Annotated in this window: 14 protein-coding genes and 2 pseudogenes; 5 read left to right on the plus strand and 11 right to left on the minus strand. The window is 68.2% G+C overall.

From position 1 onward, the window contains the following. The first annotated feature begins 120 nt into the window (after window positions 1-120). On the plus strand, window positions 121-1,017 hold the full coding sequence (locus ABZ914_RS03950) for a LysR family transcriptional regulator (protein WP_500191474.1): 897 nt from the start codon (window positions 121-123) through the stop codon (window positions 1,015-1,017). A gap of 51 nt (window positions 1,018-1,068) precedes the next feature. Here the strand turns inward: ABZ914_RS03950 and ABZ914_RS03955 are convergent, their stop codons facing one another. Genes ABZ914_RS03955 through ABZ914_RS03965 form a run of 3 tightly spaced genes read right to left on the minus strand, consistent with a single transcriptional unit; the run spans window position 1,069 to window position 2,756 of the window. After that, the gene (locus ABZ914_RS03955) at window positions 1,069-1,392 is read right to left on the minus strand and encodes an SDR family oxidoreductase (protein ID WP_500191487.1); all 324 of its coding nucleotides are present in this window, start codon (window positions 1,390-1,392) and stop codon (window positions 1,069-1,071) included. A gap of 3 nt (window positions 1,393-1,395) precedes the next feature. Beyond that, entirely contained in the window at window positions 1,396-1,950 is a 555-nt protein-coding gene (locus ABZ914_RS03960; protein ID WP_500191475.1) for a TetR/AcrR family transcriptional regulator, read from the minus strand. After that, window positions 1,947-2,756, minus strand: coding sequence for an alpha/beta fold hydrolase (locus tag ABZ914_RS03965; protein ID WP_500191476.1), 810 nt, complete (start codon window positions 2,754-2,756; stop codon window positions 1,947-1,949). The genes ABZ914_RS03960 and ABZ914_RS03965 overlap by 4 nt, the downstream gene beginning before the upstream one ends. A 205-nt stretch (window positions 2,757-2,961) precedes the next feature. Between ABZ914_RS03965 and ABZ914_RS03970 the strand changes: the two genes are divergently transcribed. Further along, complete coding sequence (locus ABZ914_RS03970) at window positions 2,962-3,204, plus strand: hypothetical protein (RefSeq protein ID WP_500191477.1); 243 nt, start codon at window positions 2,962-2,964, stop codon at window positions 3,202-3,204. Then, the gene (locus tag ABZ914_RS03975) at window positions 3,204-3,401 is read left to right on the plus strand and encodes a hypothetical protein (RefSeq protein ID WP_500191478.1); all 198 of its coding nucleotides are present in this window, start codon (window positions 3,204-3,206) and stop codon (window positions 3,399-3,401) included. The genes ABZ914_RS03970 and ABZ914_RS03975 overlap by 1 nt, the downstream gene beginning before the upstream one ends. A 50-nt stretch (window positions 3,402-3,451) precedes the next feature. Here ABZ914_RS03975 and ABZ914_RS03980 read toward each other — a convergent pair whose 3' ends face one another. Then, window positions 3,452-4,444 (minus strand): tyrosine-type recombinase/integrase, encoded by a 993-nt coding sequence (locus ABZ914_RS03980; protein WP_500191479.1) that lies wholly within the window; start codon window positions 4,442-4,444, stop codon window positions 3,452-3,454. Between the two features lie 327 nt (window positions 4,445-4,771). Here ABZ914_RS03980 and hemE point away from each other — a divergent pair, with 327 nt between their 5' ends. Next, on the plus strand, window positions 4,772-5,914 hold the full coding sequence (gene hemE, locus ABZ914_RS03985) for a uroporphyrinogen decarboxylase (protein ID WP_500191480.1): 1,143 nt from the start codon (window positions 4,772-4,774) through the stop codon (window positions 5,912-5,914). Between the two features lie 34 nt (window positions 5,915-5,948). Here the strand turns inward: hemE and ABZ914_RS03990 are convergent. The 4 genes and pseudogenes from ABZ914_RS03990 to ABZ914_RS04005 all read right to left on the minus strand — a co-directional run bounded on the left by ABZ914_RS03990 (window position 5,949) and on the right by ABZ914_RS04005 (window position 9,530). Further along, window positions 5,949-7,367 (minus strand): annotated as a pseudogene (locus ABZ914_RS03990) (Tn3 family transposase). A 52-nt stretch (window positions 7,368-7,419) separates the two neighbouring features. Beyond that, a complete protein-coding gene (locus tag ABZ914_RS03995) occupies window positions 7,420-8,361 on the minus strand; it encodes a hypothetical protein (protein WP_500191481.1) in 942 nt (313 codons plus the stop codon). A 22-nt stretch (window positions 8,362-8,383) separates the two neighbouring features. After that, the gene (locus ABZ914_RS04000) at window positions 8,384-8,947 is read right to left on the minus strand and encodes a DUF4158 domain-containing protein (RefSeq protein ID WP_500191482.1); all 564 of its coding nucleotides are present in this window, start codon (window positions 8,945-8,947) and stop codon (window positions 8,384-8,386) included. Window positions 8,948-9,068: 121 nt separating this feature from the next. Continuing rightward, a complete protein-coding gene (locus ABZ914_RS04005; RefSeq protein WP_500191483.1) occupies window positions 9,069-9,530 on the minus strand; it encodes a pyridoxamine 5'-phosphate oxidase family protein in 462 nt (153 codons plus the stop codon). A gap of 361 nt (window positions 9,531-9,891) precedes the next feature. Here ABZ914_RS04005 and ABZ914_RS04010 point away from each other — a divergent pair, with 361 nt between their 5' ends. Next, window positions 9,892-10,197: a hypothetical protein gene (locus ABZ914_RS04010; protein ID WP_500191484.1), complete on the plus strand. Its 306-nt coding sequence runs from the start codon at window positions 9,892-9,894 to the stop codon at window positions 10,195-10,197. A 713-nt stretch (window positions 10,198-10,910) separates the two neighbouring features. Here ABZ914_RS04010 and ABZ914_RS04015 read toward each other — a convergent pair. From ABZ914_RS04015 to ABZ914_RS04025, 3 genes and pseudogenes are all read right to left on the minus strand, one after another. Continuing rightward, window positions 10,911-11,285, minus strand: a complete 375-nt coding sequence (locus ABZ914_RS04015) for a hypothetical protein (protein ID WP_500191490.1) — start codon at window positions 11,283-11,285, stop codon at window positions 10,911-10,913. Window positions 11,286-11,345: 60 nt separating this feature from the next. Then, window positions 11,346-12,155: pseudogene (locus ABZ914_RS04020) on the minus strand (PIN-like domain-containing protein); the annotation flags it as partial. 2,169 nt (window positions 12,156-14,324) lie between these two features. Beyond that, a complete protein-coding gene (locus tag ABZ914_RS04025; RefSeq protein ID WP_500191488.1) occupies window positions 14,325-14,615 on the minus strand; it encodes a SpoIIE family protein phosphatase in 291 nt (96 codons plus the stop codon). Window positions 14,616-14,675: the final 60 nt, after the last annotated feature.

Consider the following 14,675-nt stretch of genomic DNA (forward strand, 5'->3'; position numbering starts at 1 on the left):
TCCCGGGATCGCCCGTTGAGCCGGGGCTGACGTTGAGCAATTCCAGCGGAGATACCGGCGGCGCCCAATGAGCAGTCCGCTCTTAGACTGATCAAGGATCGTGATGAATGGACGGTGGGTGTGGAGCTCCGGCAGGTTCGGTATTTCGTGGCGGTGGCTGAGGAACTGCACTTCGGGCGGGCCGCCGAACGGCTGCACATCGTGCAGCCGACCGTGAGCCAGCAGATCCGGCGGCTGGAACGCGAGTTCGGGCTGGACCTGTTCGACCGCACCACGCGGAACGTGACGCTCACCGCCGCGGGCGGGGCCTTCCTGCCGCACGCCCACGCCATACTGCGGAGCGTGTTCTCGGCGACCGACGCGATGGCCGCCCTGCGGGCCGAGCAGGAGTCGACCCTGCGGCTCGGTACGAACGTCGGGCTGGGCGGCCGCCTGGACGCCCTGCTGACCGCGCTCACCGAACGGGCGCCGCGGCTGATGGTGGAGCTGGTCAGCGCGGCTCCGGCGTCCCGGCTCCAGCAGGTGCGCGACGGGGACCTGGACGCCGCCTTCATCCGGGGCGCCGACCACGGTCCGGGTCTGGAGCTCCTTTCTCTTTGGAGCGATGCCCTGGTCGTGGCCCTGCCCGCGCGGCATCCGCTGGCCGCCCAGGAGGAGGTCGCGCTCGCTGACCTGGCCGACCTGCCGTTGCGGATCGTGCCCCGGGACGCCAACCCGCACCTGGTCGACACGGTCGTCGGCGCCTGCCGGGCGGCCGGATTCGAACCGATCATGGGTCCGGCCTTCACCACCGACCAGGACACGCTCGCCGCCATCGCCTCCGGCAGACCGAGCTGGACGGTCTACTACGCGGCCCAGGCCGAGATCCAGCCCGCTCCTCGCATCGCCTTCCGGCCCTTCGCGGCGCCCGCCCCGGTCGCCCGGACCTATCTGGCCGTACGTCCCGGTCCACCGTCCAGCCGGCTGGCCGCACTCCTGGACGCCTGCCACGAACTCGACCGATGGAGACCGAACTGACCGCACATCTGGGCTATGCCGAGCACCGGCTTACCCGGTTGCAGAGCTCGTTCAGCCCAGGGAGACCAGGCGAGCTCCGCCGTCGGTCTCAATGATGGTGCCGGTGATGTTGGCGTTGGTCGCTGCGAGGACCACGACGTCGGCGACGTCATCAGCGGTCGCGATGTGGCGGGCGGGTAGCGCCTGGGCGGCCTGGGCGAAGTAGGCCTGCCGGGCGTCGTCGGGCAGGCCACTCCACCAGGGCGTGTCGACGAGGCCGGGTGAGACGCCGTTGACCTGGATGGGTGCCAGTTCCACCGCGATGGGCTTGACGAGGGCTTCCACCGCTCTGTTGATCGCCGCGATGATGGTCTTTGCTTCGCCATTCGCTGGAATCCGCTATTCGGGGAGGAACTGGGCCAGTGCCGTTCGGATGTGGGGCTGGTGGCCGCCTTGGTTGAGTTCGAGGATGGCGGCCTCCACGACGGCGCTGTTCCACATGGCCGCGCTCGGCTCGGGGTGCGTCCGGCCCATGGCGGCGAAGTCGGGACTGGTCAGTTGGACGACTGTTCTGTTCCGGGACGCGATCGCCTCGATGATCGCCGGGTCGACGCGGGCCTCCAGCAGCAGTGCGCGGACACCGCGATGGCGCAGGCATTCGTCCAGGTAGGCGTTCGCGGCGGCGAGCAGCCGGCCTCGGCCTGGTGCCATCCCCGCGATTGTCTTGTTGATCTCTGTGAATGCGCGGTCGTGGAACTCGGTGTGCAGCGCCAGCAGGAATTGCGACCGGTCGCGGAAGTGGTGGAAGAAGGTGCCCTTGGCCACGCCCGCCTCGGCGACGATGAGGTTGACGCTCATGCCTGCCAGGCCGGTCCGCTCTGCCAGGGACAGGCCCGCGGTGATGAGTTGCTGGCGGGTGGCCGCCGCGCGCTGCTGCCGGACGCCGGTGCTCACTGCGCGCTCCCGGCGGTCTCCACCGATTCCAGGAAGGGCAGTACCAGTTCCAGGAAGCCGTCCGGATCGGAGGCGAAGGCCACGTGCCCGGTCTCCAGTGTCCGCAGGTCCGCGTCGGGTATCGCCGCCTGCGTCTGGCGTGCGGCCGACATGGGGAGGATGACGTCGAGGGCCCCCCAGGCCAGCAGCACGGGTACACCGAGCCGGGGCCCGTCGGCCCGCAGGTCGTAGGCCGGATCGGCGATGCTGCGCCACAGCGCGGCGGACACCGCGGCGCCCGTCCTGCCGCGCGCCCTGTCCTGGACCCGGCGGGTGATGGCGTGCAGCCGGTCGCTGTCCGGCTTCATGTACCGGGGAACGAGCCGGGGGAACACAACCCGGTTGACGGCTGGGACACCCAAAGCGCGGGCCGCGAGGCGGGGGACCTTGACGAACCCGCCGGCATTGACCAGGACCAGCCCGGCGACCCGGTCCGGGTGGTCCAGCGCGAGCCTGGCCGCGGCGTACCCGCCGACCGAATTGCCGATGAAGACGGCGCGCTCTAGGTCCAGCTCGGCGACGAGATCGGCGAGAACACCGGCGAGCAGCGGCGCGGTCACCGACCGCGGCCCCCCGGTCGGTAGCTCGGAACGACCGTGACCCGGCCAGTCCACGGCCAGCACGCGATGGCCGGCGGCCGCCAGAGGCTCGGCCACCGCGTCGAAGTCGGTGTGGTCGTGCAGCGCGGCGTGCAGCAGCACCACCGGCCGACCACGGCCCCGCTCGGCATAGAACACCTGCCCCGCTCTGCTTCGGACGAAAGGCATCGCACACCCTCGATTCATTGACCGACCGGTCGGTCATTCTTGAACTAGACTACTCCCTGTCCGAGCGAAGACAACTTCTGCGCTGTGTGTCCTGGATCGCGGGCTTGATGTGTCAGGTCCGACCGATCCAGCCCTCCGCTCTGCGCCGCCGCAAGGGCGCCGAGCGGCGCCCCTCGGCGCAGGAGCTGGAGGCGGCGAGCGGGCGTTGCTGGACGACCTCACCCGCACCGCCTACCTGCTGAAATGGCACGGCCGCTTCGGGCCCGCGTCCGGCTCGGACCGCAAGATCCGCGACGCGCTCGGCCGGTACGTGCTGACCGCGTTCGCGCACGGCACCCTTCCCGGAAGCCGCCCAGAAAGCGACGTGGTTCAGCGGCGGCCGCCGCTCGAAAGCGTCGGAGTGGCGCTGGCTGGCCCTACGGGCCGGTCGGGAACACCTTCGGCGTGATGGGGGCGCTGCGGCAGCGTCTGCAGGCGGCGGGAGTCCGCGACAAGGGCGCCGGCGCGACGATCACCGGGATGGCGAAGCTCGGGCTGATCGAGACCCGGGAACAGCCCGCCGTGATCGCCGACTACCGCCTGGAGATCCCGCTGACGGCCCTCCGCTCGGGTCCGTGTCACCAGCCCCAAAGTAGCTGTGAGTAACGTTCGCGCTTTGGATCGCGACATTGGGTAGTCGCGGTTGGGTCGTGGGGTCAGGCTGGCCCGAGGACGGCGGTGACTTCGGCCATGACGGCGGCCGACGGTTTGAAGTACCGGCGGGCGTACTGCTCCTTCTTGTGCCGGGACTTGGCCATGAACAGCAGTAGTGAGACCCCCGACTCGCCGAGGTGGGTGAGTGCGGAGTGGCGGAGTTCGTGCAGGTCCCATCCGGTGCCGGCCTCGCCGCCGATGCAGGTGGCCGCATCCAGGAGGAGGCGGGCTTGGCCGTAGGACAGGCGTGCCCGTCCGGTGTCGGGGCACAGGTCGCGGGCGTCGACCTTCCTGCCGGGCCCGGGCCGGCGGTGGCCGATGAACAGTGGGCCGGTGGTGCGATCGCCGATCAAGCGGGGCAAGAGGCGGGCGGTGCCGGCGTCCCACCACACACGTTCCATGACGTACTGCTCCCGGGTGGTGCCGCGCTTTCGAGCCCTGGGTTTGGCGCCCTTGGCTTTGACCGGGCAGGTGCGGCCCGTCAGGTCCAGGTCCTCGATGTTGACGGAAAGGACCTCCTCGGAGCGGGCGGCGGTCTCGTACAGCATCCGCCACAGCGTCTTCTCGCGCAGGTGGACCTCGCGGCGGGCGATGAGCCGGTCGATCGCGGTCCGAGAGCGGACGGGGGTGTCGGAGCCGGGCGGGGGCAGGCACTTGCACCAGTTCGGGATGGCCGGGACGTCGGCCGCGTCGGCGACGCCGTGCTCGGCGCACCATTTCAGCCAGCCGCCGACCGCGCCGCGGCGGGTGTTCCATGTGGCCACCGACGCCTCGCCCCACAGCAGCTCAAGGGCCTGCCCGATCTCCCCGTCGGCCACGGTGGCCAGCGGCCGGCTCTCGCCGAGCTCGGCGGCGAGCTTGTCGAGGGTGGTGGTGTAGGAGCGGCGGGTGTTGGGGTTGGCGCAGGCGGGTGAGTCGAGGAAGGCGTCGGCCGCCGACCGGACGGTAGAGCCGGGGCGGGTGTCGCCGGGACGCAGAGTGATCACGGTCGGCACGGGCTCCGCCTCCTCATCCATTGCCACAGATAAAGGGACCGCTTCGGGCACTCGGCCGTCGCGGGATCCGCAGATCGTGATCCACCATGCCACAGGTAAAGGACCCTTATCTGTGACATGCGCGTTCGCGGGTCGCAGACTGAGCCAGGTTCTGCGGCCGGCGTTCAGGGCCTAGAACTCCGCGTACCGGGACGCCGCTCGGCTCTGACGCCCTGCCGGGCCACCCAGACTGGGCGCGGCTACGATAACAACGTCCCCTTACAGGGGGCTGGAGTCTGCTACTTGAGTCCCGTCGATACCCGGGGCAATTCAACAGGATGGAACAGCGTGGACATCGGTACCCGGGAAGAAGTCAGTCCGAAGCCGATGTCCGGCAGCGTCCAGTCTAAGAAGCTGCTCCTGCGCGCGCTCGCTGGTGAGCGGACCGAGCGGCCGCCGATATGGCTGATGCGGCAGGCGGGACGGTATCTGCCCGAGTATCGCCGGGTCCGTGAGGCTGCCGGGGGCATGGTGGGGCTCTGCAATTCGCCCGAGCACGCTGTCGAGGTCACCCTGCAGCCGATCCGCCGCTTCCCGCTCGACGCCGCCATCATCTTCGCGGACCTTCCGCAGGTCGCCGCCGCACTGGGCCAGACCCTGGACTACCGGCCCGGCGACGGGCCGGTTCTGACGCCCCCTGTCCGCTCGGCTGCGGACATAGCCGGCTTCCTGAGCGCCTCCCGCCTCCACGAGGAACTGGCCCCGGTCTACGAGACGGTCAGGCAGCTGACCCGCGCTCTGCCCCCCGAAGTGGCCCTGATCGGCTATGCCGGCGCACCGTGGACCATCGCCACCTATATGGTCGAAGGACGCGGCGGCGGCACGTCGGAGCACTCCGTCGTCAAGCAGTGGGCATTGAGCGACCCCGATGGATTCCAGCCCCTGATCGACCTGCTCACGACCGCCGTCATCCAGTTCCTTGACCGCCAGATCGAGGCGGGCGCGGAAGCAGTCCAGTTGTTCGACACCTGGGCCGGGATACTCCCGGACGCCTTCTTCGAGCGCTGGTGCGTCAAGCCGGTTGCCGCCATCGTCGCAGCGCTGAAGGCCAAACATCCGAACATTCCGGTCATCGCCTTCCCGCGGGGCGCCGGGCTAGCCTACGACGGGTTCGCCGGGGCAACCGGCGCGGACTGCATCGGCCTGGACGCCACAGTTCCTCTCGAATGGGCCGCTAAGAGGCTGCAGCACGGCCTGGGGCGCTGCGTGCAGGGCAACCTCGATCCTCAGCTCCTGGTCGCCGGCGGCCCCGCGCTCTACGCCGAGACAGAGCGCATCCTGCGCGCCCTGAGCGGGGGGCCGTTCGTGTTCAACCTGGGACACGGCATCGTCAAGACCACGCCCCCGGAGCATGTCACTGCCCTGGCCGAGCAGGTGCGCGCATGGACCACGCCCGCGCCACCGCCATCCTTCGCTCCGCCCGAGACCTGACGCCCGATGCCGGCAGGCGCGGAGAACCCCGGGGTCAGGCGGCCGGTTCGCCGACATCGAGATCCATGAAACGGGTCATGTCCAGATCGAACCGGCCGTACAGGTTGAGGTGGCCCCAGAACAGGGCCGACAGGCCGCGCAGGTCGGTGTCGTTGAGACGGCCGCGCCACGCGGGGTCGCGCAGGACGATCTGGATCATCTGGGTGTTGAGGTAGCCGATGGCTGCCTGGACCAGGTGCAGGGCAAGGGCGGAGATCTCGACGCTCTCACGATCGTCGCCGGTCAGGTCACCGGCCTTGCCGTAGAAGATGTCCTTGTTGGCGCTGTTCCAGTTCTCCACCACGTTCAGGCCCTCGTGAATCTCGCGGCGAAGTTCCTCGTGGGCGAGATAGTCGCAGATGAAGATGGTGCGGATCACCCGCCCGAGCTCCTCGACGGCCTGATAGGCGGGGTGCTTGGGGCCGCCGCGGGTGAAGCGGCGCAGCATCTGGTGCGCCGCGGCGGTCTTGAGCCGCAGGGCGGTGGCGTACTTGACCATGACGTCGTAATTGTTGGCGATCAAGTCCCAGTCGATGGTCTTGTTCGACAGCACACCGCCCAGCTACGGCCACGCCTCGTCCTCGCCGACGCCGGGCCGGTACAGGCGGGCCGATCCGATGTTCTTCAGCCGGGGCAGGAGTTGGAAGTCCAGCAGGTGCGCGAACGCGAACCCGACGATCGAGGCACCGTGGGTGTCGGTGTACTGCCGGTCGATCTCGGCAGAGGTCAGGTGGCGCAGCAGCCCCTCGATCACGGAGGCCACCTCGGACGCGGTGGTGCTGGTGACCTGGGAGTAGATGCACACCGACTTACGTTCCACGTGCCAATACACCATGATCCCCGGACCGCCGTACCGCTGATGCCACTCGGTCATGAAGTTCGCCGACCAGGACCCGAACTTGCGCGAGTCCGACGCGCACGAGGTCCCCGGACCCCACAGCGTGGTGTCGCGGGCCTCTAGGGTCTTGTTCACGATGGTGCGGATCGCCGCGCGCAGGTTGTCCCGGTTGATGAACAGGCGGCGGGTGCGGCGCAGCGCCGCCTCCGTATCCACTTGGGACTCATCAGCGCCGGGCGCTGTCGCGACGCCGTCGGCGACCCGCTTGATCCCAACATTCGTGCCCAGCCCGTACAGGCAGAGCAGAAGCCGGCGCTGCAGGACGGCGGGGTCGGTGACGGTGCGAGAGGCCACCGAGGCGAAGTCGCCGGTGAAGTGCGTAATGTGGTCGACGTCCTTGAGCAGGTTGAGCAGGTCGATCACGCCCCACCGGCGGCCGATCTCCGCTTTGAGCGCCGCCAAGTTCTCCGGCTCGGGCTGCTTGGCCACAGGCGGAACGCTAATCCACGGCTCGCCCTTCTTGGCGGTGATCTTCACGCCGCCGGTGGTGCCCTTCTTTAGCGCCTTGTTCAGCATGGTCAGCGCGGCGGTGTGCCGCTTCTTCAGATCGGCGATGAACTCGGCCGGGTCACGGGGCTTCTTGAGCGCTCCGTAGTGGACGTCGCGGTTGGCGTCGAAGTCGGCGGGCAGGTCCTCCTCGGGGGTTGCGCCAGGTGTTGCCGCCCTCCACCCAGATCTCCCGTCGGCGGATCGCCTTGCGCAGCGCGACCAGCACGCACAACTCATAGGGGATGCGTTCCACCAGCCAGGTGTCGGCGTCGATCACGGCCTCCACCCAGTCCTCAGGCACCACGTGCTCGATCGGGATCGTCTCCGCGGCGTCGTAGAAGTCGGCGTCGGAGTCCTCATACCGCTTCAGCAGCGCCAGGGCGTCCATGACCGGCTGGAACGCCTCGTTGGAGGAGCCGAAGGTGACCGCCTTCAGCAGCTTCGGCAGCCCCCGGCGGTAGTGGTGGGAGTAGGAGCCGCGCAGCTTGGTCCGCACCCGGGTCTGGAACGCCTTCTCATTCGCCTTGGCCTCGGCGATGATGTCGGCCAGCGTCCGCTCCCCGACCACCGGGTATATCGCCCTGCGTACGATCTCCTCCGGCAGGGCCAGCGCCGCGGTGGCCATCTTCACCAGGATGCCGTTCTTGCCCGACACCCGCCGGAACTCGGCGTTGATCTCTCCCTCGACCTTCCGCTCCGACCGGACACTGATCTTGTGGACGAGCTGGATCAACAGCTCCACCAGCCCGTCGATCAGCTCGGTCTTGCGGACATGACACAGCGCCGCCAGCAGCGTGATCCGCACCTCCTGTGAGGCGGCGGTGAAGTCGGAGGGGTACATCTTCATCGCCCGCGCCCGCCAGTTGGCCACGATCTTCTCCGACACCCCCTCGAACAAGGTGTCTGGCAATTCGATCGCCTCCACCCGTCCCAGCTTGCCGATCTCGGCCAGCAGCGTGTCCAGCCCCAGCGGCCCCGGATCCTCCTTCAACTCCTGCAGGAACGCCCGGCCCCCGCCCACGCTCCCCGCCGCGGCACCCTCATCAGAAACCGGCGCCGGTATCGACCAGGTCCTCCAGCCTGGCCACCGGCCCAGCCTCTAGCCGTTGCAAGGTCCGCTCGGTGAACTGCCGCTCGAACATTGCCTCCGCCGCGCCCAGCAGCCGCTCGATCCGGCCCGCCGTCGGCGGCTCCAGCCTGTTCTCCCGGCACCGCGTCAGCAGCGCCGCCCGCAGCCGGTCCCGCGACACCTCCTCCGGGCAGATCTCACCCGCCAGCCAGAAGATCAGCTTGTCCTCGTCCGCCACCGTCACCGGACGGAACCCGTGGAAATCGCGGATCTCCTTGCCGTGATACTCGATCGTGCTGCCCGACCAGCGGTAATCCCCCAACAGCTCCGACGCCACCCCGACCTGCCCGGCCATGAACTCCACCGCCGCCCGCGGCACGTCCTCCCGACGCGGGAACCTGGCCTCCAGCTCGAAGAACTTCAACATCAACGCGAACCCCAGCCGGGTCGCACCCGACTTGTTGCTCAGCAGCCCCCGCTCCTCCTCATCCAGCGTCCAGCACTCGATGAGGTCCTCAAGCTCCCACTCCCGACGCATCGCCCCAAGCCTCCGGAATCGCCTTGAACGTCGGGAAAACCCTGATCCGCGACCACGCCGCTACCGATCAGTACCACTCACTCGTGATCACCACGTGTCGAATCAGAAACGCTACCCACAGCTACTTTGGGGCTGGTGACACGGACCCGAGCGGAGGGCCTAGTTCCGGTTCGCCGCGCCAAGCGCGGACACTCTTCGGCACCACGCGTACGTACAGAAAGGAACCTTCCTCCGCACGCGGGTCCCACCCGAGCTTGGCGGCGAACGCCTCGGCCGCGTCTTCGGGCACGTCTTGGTCCAGAAAGCATTCCGCCTCACCCGGGAGAAGCACCACGTCGAAGGTGTCCGGCAGTGCCAGGCGCACGCGCGGCTCCTCGCGGGCGTTCCGCGCAGTCGCGGAGGTGGCGCTGGTGCACATCCACACTGCTCGCCCGTCCCACATGAACCACAGCGGCACCTGGTGCGGGCCGTGATCTGGATGTGCTGTCGACACCCATACATCCCGCTCGGTGACGAGCCGTTCCAGAGTGTCGCGCTTACGCTCAGCCGCCCGGCGGCGAACGATCCCCGGGGGGGTCTGCATGGGTCCCGACCATAGCCAGCACGCTCAAAGCGCGCATGAGGGGAGCCGTTAACGGATGTTTCACGAGCCGCAAACGAGGTGATGATGGGCCGCTGAGGACAAGATCGTGCAGGGGATTAAGACAGGCGGTTAGGTCGGCGGCGGGCGGAGGTCTACTCTCCGAGGGAGATGTAGGCGCCGAGGCTGGCCAGATGGGCGTAGCGGGATTTGGCCTGCAGATCTGCGGCGGTGCGTCCGGCGCCGCCAGGTGTTGTAGAGCGGAGCTGGCGGAGCGTCCAACTGCGGGCGTGAAGGCACCAGATCGCCGGTGGCGCTCTTGAATGGGTGCTCGGTGCGCGGGTAGGACAGCCGGCCTCGGCCGGTGACCGGCCAGATGTCGGCGGCCGCGGGCGCGCGGGGGGCCAGCGGGGGCGCAACGGTCGGCCGGGCACACCGGCCGAGCACGCCCACCAAGCCCCTCGCCGAGCAGCTCACCGCCGCCAAGCGTGAACTGGACCGGCTGCGCGCCGCGCTGCAGACCGCCAAGGCCGACCGGGACCGCGCCCGCACAGCCGAGGACAAGACCAAGAAGGAGATCGTCCGCTGCCTCAAGCGCTACGTCGCACGTGAGGTCTATCAGGTGATCATCCGCTCGACGGCACTCCTGCCACGGGTTGCGCAGACATAGGAGCGTCATTTTGTTATGACTTCTTAATAGCTACAGCAGTCCAGAGCAGGGCCGTCGCGAGAGCTGGTCGAGTGTCTGTGGTCGTGCGGCCGGGTGACAGTCGAGTTCCAGTTCGACGACGATGAGGTCGTGGTCGAACAGTGGCCGCACGTTCTTCGGAGCGCCCCCCGGGGAACCACCTGGTAGCGGCGGATCTTGAGGCCGTGCACAACACGGCATCCCAGTCGCAGCGGTGGGCGAGACGGTCCTTGCATCCCCAGGCCGATCACGCGAGCGGGCAGACGCCCGAGTCTGCCTGCCACCAGGACCCGTCCTTACCTGGCCGAACCGCAAAACGTGCACTCATCGGCGTCACCGCCCGTCGGCCTGGGCACCGCAGTGTCTGGCGCTCCACGATCGCGTCCGGATCTTCCTGGCGCGCGGTGAGGCCGTCACCAGCCTGGCGCTACCTCCGGAGCGACCGCCGCCGCCAACCCCACCCACTGGTGGCATGCCCTCTACGACCTCGATGGCTGGCCGCTGGCGGCGGTGGGGCCGCAACGGGATGGGCGGCCCCCCGCCAAACGGCTGCCGCTGGCCATCCGGGTGTCGATCGCCTCCGCGGGCTGGAACATCGCGGCGATAACGAACTGCTGCACAGTACCGGAATACGCTACTCGCGCCGCCGCCATACTCCATCTGAAGTGTCCGCACCTTATGAGGCCGAGGCCCCATTAAAGGAATTTCTTGCTTTCCATTTCCATCAATGCAGTCTGCGTCATTGTTTGATACCGCCGGGCGTCAGTGAGATCGTCCTCTGCGGCGAGGACCTCGGCACGTGCGACCTCGAACTCGGCGGCCAATGATGGGTACTGGGGGTCATGCCGTGACGCCAGCTTGAGTTGATCTTGGATCATGGCCATCCGCTCAAGAGCCGCGTGATATCTAGCGGATGCCGCACCCACGTTCTGCGTAGCGAGGTTAAGATCGCGCCGGCGATTGGCGATGGGGCCCGGTTCGGCACTTAGAAGCTTGTCGGCCTGAGCGATCGTTGCGTCGCTGACACGTGCATTCATGTGTTCATTGGCGAGTCGCAGGAAGCTCTGCACGTTCGCCAAGTGAAACGGCTGCCCAGTCTCGGCTCTCATCTCTGCGCCCAGTTCGCTTCGTGGACGGGGAGAGACTCCACCTGGTTGCTGGGTGATCCAGTCCTCCGCGGACTTACTTTCGTTTGTAACGAGTAGGATGGGAACTTGTCTCCTGCGGACCTCGACCAATGTCTGAGCCCATAGCAGGTAGTCGCCGATGCCGCCGTCCGGCTTGTCTGCGTCGGCAAAGCCGGGAGGGATGCCGTGCTCGTAACGGTAGGCGGCCTGCGTGCGCGCACGCTACATATCAGGCAGTGGCGGGCCTATCCGGCCACGAAAGATGCTGTCGATCTCCTCTAATATTGGGTCGTTGAGCCGGTTATCCCTGGCCGTAAGGTCGAATTCGTAAAGTTCGGCGGCCTTATCGGCGACGCCGCTGGTGGTCAACTGCCGGGCAGTGTCGAGCAAACCAATCATGTCTTTGACGGCGTCCTGGGAAAGGCCGCGACGCTTACCGAAGTCCTCCACTGCAGCCTTGGCCTTGTTAAAAGCCGTTGCCGCCTCCTTGCTAAGGTCGTCCCTCAACTTCTTGACGGCCTGGGCGCATTCGTGGATAACCCTCAGGCGGCGCGACAGAAACTCCTCCATAACCTGATGGGGGACCCACAGGCGGTCACCGAAGAGCTTCAGCGTGTCAAGGAACTCGCGACGGTTTGTGCTGTTGAGTCGATAGGCGTCGAAGAGTGCATTGGTGTCGAACACCACCAACCCGCGAGTGAGATGCTCCTTGAGTTGCGTGCGGTCGGGCGCGAAATGCCAAGGGAACAGGTCCCGCAATGAAGACGCCGGTGCGGGCGGCTGTTGCTCGTCCGGGCTGTCAGCGGTGGACATGGGGCGAGGATAGAGCGCTGCACTCACTTGCCGCGCGGGGTTTTCGTAACGGTTTGGCACCACGGGCGCCCGGTGTGCCGCGCCGGGGGAGGGGAGTGACGCTTCCGATCGTCACGGGCCTTTCACCATCGTCCACGTGCTGCTGGTCAGTCATAGTCGCCACGACAGTCGAGCCGATGAGCGGGCCCTGTTGGGTGTTCCTCGTGGCGCTCGGAAGCGGCCCGGGGCGGGCAATGCCCTTCCGGTCTGTGGCCTTCTGTACCCCTAACTGGAGACCAGCGGGAGGCAGGCAGGTCGGGACGGGACGAAGTGGCGCTGGCGGCGCCATTGGCCCCCGAAGCGCCGCCAGGCCTCACAGCAGGGCCAGTCCCGCGCCGAACATGATCCCGCACATGCCCGGACGTCAGCGTTCCGCCTCACGCAGATCCAGCAACCGCGCCACCGCGGCCGCGCGCCGCTCCGGATCGATCCGCTGCGCCACCCGATGCCGGAACGTTGTAACCGAATTGCCCGCGCCCGGGCCTTCGATAGGGCCGGCCGGTGAAGGCAGTCCCGCAGCAGCCCAACCGTGGATGCGCTACGGAATGGGCTCAATCTCGAGGCTGCGGCGCTCGATAAGGACGATGTCGCGCCGGCGGCTGTGGTGGCAGCCGATTTTCTCGCGGGTGCCGACGGTGCCGAATCCTGCCTTGGCGTGCAGGCGGAGGCTGGCGGCTCTGTGAGGGAGGACGCCGGACTGGACGGTCCAGATGCCGGCGTAGGCGCACCGGTCGGAGACGGCGGTGGCGGCGATACATCCAGCCGGCCGCTCGACCCGAGATCCAGCACGGTCTCGCCGGGGCGCAGTTCGACGACGGCCGGGGGTACCGCAGCCCCGGCTCAGCCCGCACGTCGTCGAGGACCTTCGCCGCCGCCGGCCCGAGTACTTCCTCGTCTGACAGATGCGCCAGCCGCCGCGTCAGGCTCTCCACACCTGCTTCTTCTGGACCATCGCGGCCCGCTCCAGCAGCATGTGCCGCGGCACGTCCGGGGTGCGGCGGCACGAACGACTTCGCGTCATCGAACGCCCGCGAGATCGCCTCGTCCCGTGGGACGGACCCCGGCGCGCTTGGTGCGGAGGATGCAGCGGCAGCGCGGCGCCGCATCGCCCCGCCACGGCCGCCGCCACCGCCGGCGTCGTCGTGGTGGTGGGGGGGGAGCCAGGGTTTCCGGGAGAATCGGCCACCGCGGCCGCGCGGATGCAGCCGCTCGAACTCGGCGTCTTTGTGCGCAACGAACCGGAGCCGCCCGGCCCGCCACGCGCGCGCGGGGGCCGATCTTGCGGTTGCATAGGCACCACCGTGCCCGCTCGGCCTCCTTGATGTCCCGCCCAGTCGGTGTCGCCCCGTCGGCGAAAAACCGGCTGTTACTCACTAGTACGTTCGCTGTCTGCGGGTGTACGCGCGGCACTGTATGGGCACGCCATCAGCAGCGGAGGGCCTCCCGCCCGCTGCGGCTGCTACCCGGTGCATCGGCGGGAGGCCCCACCCGCTATCGCGGGCCGCCGGGGAAGCCGGAGGCGATCCAGATGACCCACACGATGAGCCTCGCCAGCTCACCCGCCACCCGGACCTTCTCATCGCTGTCCCAGCGCCACCACCTAGCCATGACGGCCCTCTCTCCGCCGGACTCGTTCGGTCCGCCGGTACCGTACGGGCCGAGCAAGCCGGGGAGTCGGAAAGCCCTCAGGCTCGGTGGTCTGCTCGAAGCCTTCCCAATCCGGAACAGCGAGACATCCTGTTACTGGCGAGTAGGGCCGATGGCGCGGCATATCCGGCTAGTCGGTGGCGCCGGGTCGCCGCCGCGTGAATTGCTGCGGAACGTCCCCGTCGAGCTTGCGGACGTCGGTGTGGCCAGAGCGGCGCTTGGGCGAGCTTGGCCTCAGCACTGCCGCCAAGACCATGAGTGGCCAGAGGGACTTCATCGAACCCGGGGCACCTCAGACAATCCGAACACCTGCGCCCGGAGGCCATCGAGTCGCGCCGCCGGTTCACGCGCCGCCACTCGCGAGAATCTGCTCGATCACCCCTCATTGGTCGGCCACCAGTTCGTAGCGGTCCTCCAGTGCGGCCAGGGCCAGCCACCGCGGTCAACTGCTCCTCGACACGACTAGCAGGGCCGTGTCGTCGGTCAGCCTGCCCGCGTGTGCTGCTGCAGCTCGCGGTGGATGGTCGGTGCGCTCTCGACCAGGGGAAGCTCGCCCCAAGCGGCTACTCGCTCGTCCAGCTGAAAAATGACCCCGGACGGGTCTCGCGCCTCAGTGACACCGTCAGTGAACAGCAGCAGCGTCGAACCACGGGGGAAGTCGAAGCACTCCACAGCCCGCAGTTCGGGATCGAGAGAGCCAAGCCCCAGCGGAAGGGACGCCTCACCGAGCTGAACCTGCCTCCCGTGATGCCGTTGCAGGAGTGAGTTGAGCATGGCGAAAGCCGTGCTGTTGGCAGGGGAGCCCGGCGGTGTTCTCCTCCAGGAGCGGGGTCT

The organism is Spirillospora sp. NPDC046719 (genome assembly GCF_040645715.1).
In the GTDB taxonomy this organism is placed as follows: Bacteria; Actinomycetota; Actinomycetes; order Streptosporangiales; family Streptosporangiaceae; genus Spirillospora.

What these genes read in the sequence shown, in the direction of transcription:
- ABZ914_RS03965 (WP_500191476.1), bottom strand. Translation starts at nt 2,756, where the DNA reads ATGCCTTTCGTCCGAAGCAGAGCGGGGCAGGTGTTCTATGCCGAGCGG.
- ABZ914_RS04000 (WP_500191482.1), bottom strand. Translation starts at nt 8,947, where the DNA reads ATGCGTCGGGAGTGGGAGCTTGAGGACCTCATCGAGTGCTGGACGCTG.
- ABZ914_RS04005 (WP_500191483.1), bottom strand. Translation starts at nt 9,530, where the DNA reads ATGCAGACCCCCCCGGGGATCGTTCGCCGCCGGGCGGCTGAGCGTAAG.
- ABZ914_RS04025 (WP_500191488.1), bottom strand. Translation starts at nt 14,615, where the DNA reads ATGCTCAACTCACTCCTGCAACGGCATCACGGGAGGCAGGTTCAGCTC.
- ABZ914_RS03975 (WP_500191478.1), top strand. Translation starts at nt 3,204, where the DNA reads ATGGGGGCGCTGCGGCAGCGTCTGCAGGCGGCGGGAGTCCGCGACAAG.